General features: G+C 69.8%; 5 protein-coding genes. 4 read left to right on the top strand and 1 reads right to left on the bottom strand.

The window, feature by feature from the left end:
- Positions 1-1,093, top strand: a 1,093-nt coding sequence (locus LzC2_RS19655; protein ID WP_246255216.1) for a S1C family serine protease, incomplete at its 5' end; no start/stop codon positions are given.
- A gap of 240 nt (positions 1,094-1,333) precedes the next feature.
- Here the strand turns inward: LzC2_RS19655 and LzC2_RS19650 are convergent.
- Positions 1,334-2,917, bottom strand: coding sequence for a TFIIB-type zinc ribbon-containing protein (locus LzC2_RS19650; RefSeq protein ID WP_171189732.1), 1,584 nt, complete (start codon positions 2,915-2,917; stop codon positions 1,334-1,336).
- A gap of 191 nt (positions 2,918-3,108) precedes the next feature.
- Between LzC2_RS19650 and LzC2_RS19645 the strand changes: the two genes are divergently transcribed.
- From LzC2_RS19645 to LzC2_RS19635, 3 genes are all read left to right on the top strand, one after another.
- Positions 3,109-4,203: an AAA family ATPase gene (locus LzC2_RS19645; protein WP_171189731.1), complete on the top strand. Its 1,095-nt coding sequence runs from the start codon at positions 3,109-3,111 to the stop codon at positions 4,201-4,203.
- A gap of 66 nt (positions 4,204-4,269) precedes the next feature.
- A complete protein-coding gene (locus LzC2_RS19640) occupies positions 4,270-5,235 on the top strand; it encodes a DUF58 domain-containing protein (RefSeq protein WP_206678817.1) in 966 nt (321 codons plus the stop codon).
- Positions 5,236-5,434: 199 nt separating this feature from the next.
- Positions 5,435-5,964 (top strand): BatA domain-containing protein (locus tag LzC2_RS19635; protein WP_171189730.1); only part of this gene is annotated, 530 nt, incomplete at its 3' end.

The raw sequence follows: 5,964 nt of genomic DNA, 5'->3' as shown, positions 1-5,964 counted from the left end.
GGTTCCGGCCGCTGGTGCGCCGGGCAATGCGACGCCGGGCAATGCGGCGCTCCAGGCGCCGGACGAAGGCACGGTGCCGGCGCCGACGGCCGGGCCGGCGCCGCTCACGCCGGAGGAGGCGATGCGGGTGCGGGTGTACGACTCCGCGAACCGCGGCGTGGTGAACGTCACCGCCCACAGCGTCTCGCGCAACAATCTGTTTCGGGTCGAACAGGAGTCCGAGGGGCGCGGCAGCGGGTCGATTCTGGATCGCTCCGGGCATGTCCTCACCAACCTGCACGTCGTCGAGGGCGCCGACCGCATCGAGGTCCGCCTGTTCACCGGCGAGAGCTACGACGCCACGCTCGTCGGCGGGGATCTGGTCGGGGACGTCGCCGTGTTGAAGCTGGTGAACGCTCCCCCGGAGGATCTCTACCCGATCCCGCTGGCCGACAGCCGCGACCTGCGGGTCGGGCAAAGCGTGTTCGCCATCGGCAACCCCTTCGGGCTGGAGCGGACGATGTCCGCGGGGATCATTTCCAGCCTGAACCGCGACCTGCCGATCCGCGGCGCCCGCACGGTGCGGGGCATCATTCAAACCGACGCCGCCGTGAACCCGGGCAACAGCGGCGGTCCGCTGCTGGACGGCCGCGGCGCGCTGATCGGGGTGAACACGGCGATCGCCTCCAAAAGCGGCCAAAGCGCCGGTGTGAGCTTCGCCATTCCCGGTTCGCTGGTGCGACGAGTCGTGCCGCAGCTGATCCGCTACGGCCGGGTGATTCGCCCGGAGGTGGGCATCAGTCAGGTGTTCGAAGTGCCCGGCGGATTGCAGATCGCCAAGCTGGTGCCCGGCGGACCGGCGGAGCAGGCGGGCCTGCGGGGGCCGCTCGTCACGCGGGAGCGGCGCGGCCCGTTGATGTTGGAACGCACGGATCGCAGCGTCGCCGACGTGATCGTCGGGGTGGACGGCGTCCCGGTGAGAACGGCCGACGCCTTCCTGGGCGACATCGAAGCGAAGCGCCCCGGCGACACCGTGACCCTGAACGTCCGCCGCGGCGAGCAGATCGTGCAAATCCCCCTGCGACTGGGCGGCGAACCGCGCGCCGCGGAGTGAGGCGGCGCCTTGCTCCCCTCGGCCCCCCAGTTTGAGAATACCGGAGGAGAGGGGTTGGGGGTGAGGGGACTGGAACCGTTCGGTCGCCCTTCACAATCCCGCCGCCCTCCCGTCACTTCGCGACCGGCTGCGTGCGAAGGCTCGTTCACCCTCACCCCCGGCCCCTCTCCCTCAAGGGAGAGGGGGGAAGAGGGGGTTGGACGTCGTCGGTTCGTCGCGACTTGCTGCGACGTGACGCCGTCACCCCCGCACCGCCTGATCGCGGATGCCCAAGCGGCGTTCGACGAGGTGTTCCAGCGTTTCCAGCGCCTCGCGATCGCGGATCTGGCCGAACAGCGTGAGGTTCGCGCCGTGCTCCGCCAGGGCCAGCAGGGTCCAGTACACCTCGCCGTGCCAGCCGCGGAAGACGATCTCTTTGCGAACCACCAACTGCGTGACGCGGGCGGTCGGCACCTCGGCCGGCCAGGCCCACGGCAGCGGGCCGTGGACGACACGGAACGTCTCCCGGGTGACGGTCACGGTCGTGCGGTTCCACCGGTAGCACAGCCCGACATAGCCGGCCCACGCCGTCCCCCCGGCGGCGGCGACCGTCTGGACCATCCAGAATAGATCGAACCCGGCCCAGTAGAAGACGACGACTCCCAGCGCCGTGATCGCCCCCGCCGCCGCCGCGACGATCAGCAGGAACGTCCCGATCTCCCGCGGCCAGGGGGCGGAGAAGATCATCGCCCCGTTCTCCTTGCGGGCCGCGAACGTCGCCCGGAACCGCGCCCGGTCGTGAACCCGAGCCGGCCGCAGTTCCAGCGAGCGTTGGACCGCCGGCGGGATCGTCACCTTGGCGGAGCAGAACCGACAGGTCATCTCCGCCCGCTCCGGCGGCGGATCGAGCGTCCCGCCGCACCGCGGACACTTCAGGGTGATCGCAGGAAGAACCTTCGCCGGTTCGGCCGAGGCGACCCGAGCCGGCGACCGGGGAACGGGGGCGGCCCCGTCGGGTCGAACATCGCCGTCGAGGTGCGCGAGGTGCGCATCGAGCAGGCGCTTCACCGCTTCGGGGGTGTCCTGCTTCGTCTCGCCGGCGATCAGCCGGACCCACCGACCGTTCGTGCGGACGGCGTGCAGTTCGTAGGCGACTCTCTGCCTCCCCCCGTCGCCGTCGTTGTAGACCTTCCGCCAGACCTTCAGTTCATCCAGTTCCGCCAGCGTTACGCGGCGGGAGCGACGTCCCGGGATTGGCCCGTGCCAGACGCGGATCGTCCCCTCGTGAACCGCGATTTCGGTGCGGTTGAGCGTGCGGGACAGTCCGCCGTACAGCGCAAGCAGAGCAGGTCCGGCCAGCACGAACCCGATGAGCGACCGTTCGTCCTGACCTGACAGCTCCTCCCCCCGCAGCAGCGGCATCGAGAAGAGGAACAGCGCCGCCCCCCCGACGAGCGCGGCGATGACCAGCCACGCCGCCCCGACGAACCGGTTCCACCGCCAGCTGACCAGCAAACGCGGCCCGTCTACGTCGATCGTGAACTTGGCGAGGTCGACCCCGTGAAGCCGCCTCAGATCGCCCCGCCGACCGATCCGCACGGGCGTCTCGCGATCGGTCGCCACGGCGACCGCCCCGCACGCCGGACAGCGGAACTCGACGCCGTGTTCGTCGTGCGGCACGACGCGCGCCCCGCAACCGGCGCAACGAAGGAGGCGTTCGGCCATCAAAGCGGCAGATCGGGAGGACGAGACCACGCGGAGCATAAGGAACCCACGATCCCGCCGCGGAACGAGCGCCGTCCCGCGGAGGCGTTTCGCCAGGCGATCGCCGTCGGGGGTGTGCATTCGGCACGGCCTCGGGGCCATGGATTTGAGGCAAGGCGTCCGAAAGCGGCGAACGTCGACCCGGTTGGATGGGTTGGGAGAGTCAGGCGCGAGCGTTTCCAACGGGGACCGCTTATGCTCGCCGTCCCGCCCGACCGCGTCTTGTGGTCGCCCCGCACCCGCCGCCCGCCCCGCCCGCCGTTCGTTCTGCGATGACCGATCCCGACGTCACGTTCGCCCCGGCTGAAGACGAGCCGCTCGGGGAGCAGGGCGACGAGGCCCGGGCCGCTCGGCTGGTCGAAATCTGTGCCGCCATCCGCGAGCAGGTCGGCAAGGTGGTCGTCGGGCAGCAGGAGGTCGTGGAGCAACTGCTGATCGCGATCCTCGCCCGCGGGCATTGCCTGCTGGAAGGCGTGCCGGGGCTCGCCAAGACGCTGACCGTGCGGTCGCTCGCCCAGGCGATGCACCTGGAGTTCCGCCGCATTCAGTTCACCCCGGACCTGATGCCCGCGGACATCACGGGCACCGATCTGATCCAGGAAGACCGCAACACCGGCGCCCGCGATCTGGTGTTCGATCGCGGCCCGATCTTCACCCAAATGTTGCTGGCGGACGAGATCAACCGCACCCCGCCCAAGACCCAGGCGGCGCTGCTGGAGGCGATGCAGGAACATGAGGTGACGGTCGGCGGAACCACTTATTCGCTCGAAGAGCCGTTCTTCGTGCTCGCCACGCAGAACCCGATCGAGCAGGAGGGCACCTACCCCCTGCCGGAGGCCCAGCGGGACCGGTTCCTGTTCAACGTGGTGGTCGATTACCCATCGCGGGATGAGGAAGGCGACATTCTCGACCGCACGACCAGCACGCTCTCCGCCACGCCGGAGCCGGTGGTGAACGGGCAGGAGATCGTCGCCTGCCAAAGCACCGTGCGTCGCGTGCCGCTGCCGGACAACGTGAAGCAGCTCGTGCTGGACCTCGTCCGGTCGGCTCGTCCCAAGGACCCGCACGCCGCGAGTTGGGTGCGGGAGATGATCGACTGGGGCCCCGGCCCGCGGGCCTGTCAGCAACTCGTGCTGGCCGGCAAGGCCCGGGCATTGCTGCGGGGGCGTCATCACGTCACCCGCGAGGACGTGCTGGCCCTCGCCGCCCCGGTGCTGCGACACCGCATCGTGCCGACCTTCAACGCGGAGGCGGAGGGCGTGACCGTCGACGACCTCGTGCAGCGGTTGATCGACGCCCTGCCCCGATCGTCCTCCCAGGGCGGAGCGAAGAAGCTGATGCCCAAGAAGCCCGCGCGGGTCGCGTGAGATGCGAGCGTTCCTCCCCGCTTCACCAGCCCGACGCGCAAGCGTCGGCCGTACGTCGTCCACGACGTGTCGCTCCCCGTCCCCAAGACCGGCTCCGCCGGCCGAGGCTTGCGCCTCGGGCTGGTAATCATGGCGTCCCCCGACCTCCTCCCCGCGAACGCCCCGGCCACGCTGGGGAATCTCCAGCTGCTCGCCAAGCAGGTGGTCGAGGGCTTCCGCAGCGGTCTGCACAAAAGCCCTCACAAGGGCTTCAGCGTCGAGTTCAAGGAGCATCGCAGCTACGTCCCCGGCGACGATCCGCGGACGATCGACTGGAAGCTCTACGGCAAAACCGACCGCCTGTTCATCCGGGAGCATGAACAGGAAACGAACCTGCGGGCCACGCTGCTGGTCGATTCCAGCGGCTCGATGAACTACGGCGGGCAGCGGTCGCACGGCCTCACCAAGCACGACTACGCCGTCCGCTGCGCCGCGGCGCTGGCCCATCTGATGATCCGCCAGCAGGACGGCTGCGGGCTGGTGACGTTCGATACGAAGGTCCGTCGGTTCATCCCGCCCCGCGTGCGACCCAAGCACCTGACGGCGATCCTCAGCGAACTGGCCAAAACGAAGCCCGGCGGGGAGACCGAACTGGGCGACGTCTTCCACCGCCTCGCCGCCAAGCTGCCGCGGCGGGGACTGCTGATCGTGCTCAGCGATCTATTCGGAGACGTGGATCGGCTGCTCACGTCGCTGGCTCACCTGCGGCACGGCGGGCACGAGGTGGTCGTCTTTCAGATCCTCGACCCGGACGAGATCGACTTCCCCTTCGACCGCCGCACGCGGTTCCGCAACCTCGAAGATCACGACGACCACCACACGATCGACCCCGCCCAGGTGCGGCGGGCCTATCTGGAGAAGCTCGCCGCCTTCCGCGACGCGTTGAAGAAGGGCTGCGGCCGCCAGCGGATCGGGCTGGTCCCGCTGACGACCGACCGCCCCTTCGCCGACGCCCTCGCCGCGTACCTCGCCGCCCGGAGGCGCGGCCGATGAACGTTCTTTCCAAGCACCGGGTGCCATGCTCTCACGTCGCCGCGCAGCGAAGCGAAGCGGCGGCGGGTGAGCATGCGAGTGACGCCCAACCGCCGAGCCGGGGGCGGACGTCACGCTCCATGCCCACTCCGCTCCACTTCGCTGGTGCTCCGCTGCGCGGTGAGAGCATGCCACCCAAGCGTGTGGGGAGGTTCGACGGATGAACTTCCTCAACCCCGCGCTTGCCTTCGGGGCCGTCGCGCTGGCGATCCCACTCATCATCCACCTGCTCAATCGCAGTCGGTTTCGCACCGTCGATTGGGGGGCGATGCACCTGCTCGCGGAGGTCGTCCGCACGAACCGGCGCCGGTTCCGGCTCGATCAACTGCTGTTGCTGCTGGTCCGCTGCGCGATTCCCGTGCTGCTGGCGTTCTGTCTGGCCCGTCCGGTCTGGACGGGGCTTGCCGGGGCCAGCGGCGACGGGCCGGTCTCGCTGGCGATCGTGCTGGACGACAGCCAATCCATGGGCGCCCCGGGCGAGGGCAGCACCCGTTTTGACGCCGCCGTGGACGCGGTGAAAGAGATCGTCGCCGGTGCTGGAAAAGGCTCGGACTTCATGGTGATCCTCGCCGGCGGACCGCCGACCGGGCTGACGGACGCCCCCACCTTCGACGCCGCGGCGGAAGGCGTCGGCGGCATCCGCGGGGAGGGCGCCGGTTTGCAGATCGCTGACGACGATCAGTTCGCGGT

This window comes from Alienimonas chondri (assembly GCF_013036045.1).
Lineage (GTDB): Bacteria > Planctomycetota > Planctomycetia > Planctomycetales > Planctomycetaceae > Alienimonas > Alienimonas chondri.
The sequence above is the reverse complement of the archived record's forward strand: the minus strand, read 5'-3'. Positions and strand labels throughout refer to the sequence as shown.

What these genes read in the sequence shown, in the direction of transcription:
- LzC2_RS19650 (WP_171189732.1), bottom strand. Translation starts at nt 2,917, where the DNA reads ATGCACACCCCCGACGGCGATCGCCTGGCGAAACGCCTCCGCGGGACG.
- LzC2_RS19645 (WP_171189731.1), top strand. Translation starts at nt 3,109, where the DNA reads ATGACCGATCCCGACGTCACGTTCGCCCCGGCTGAAGACGAGCCGCTC.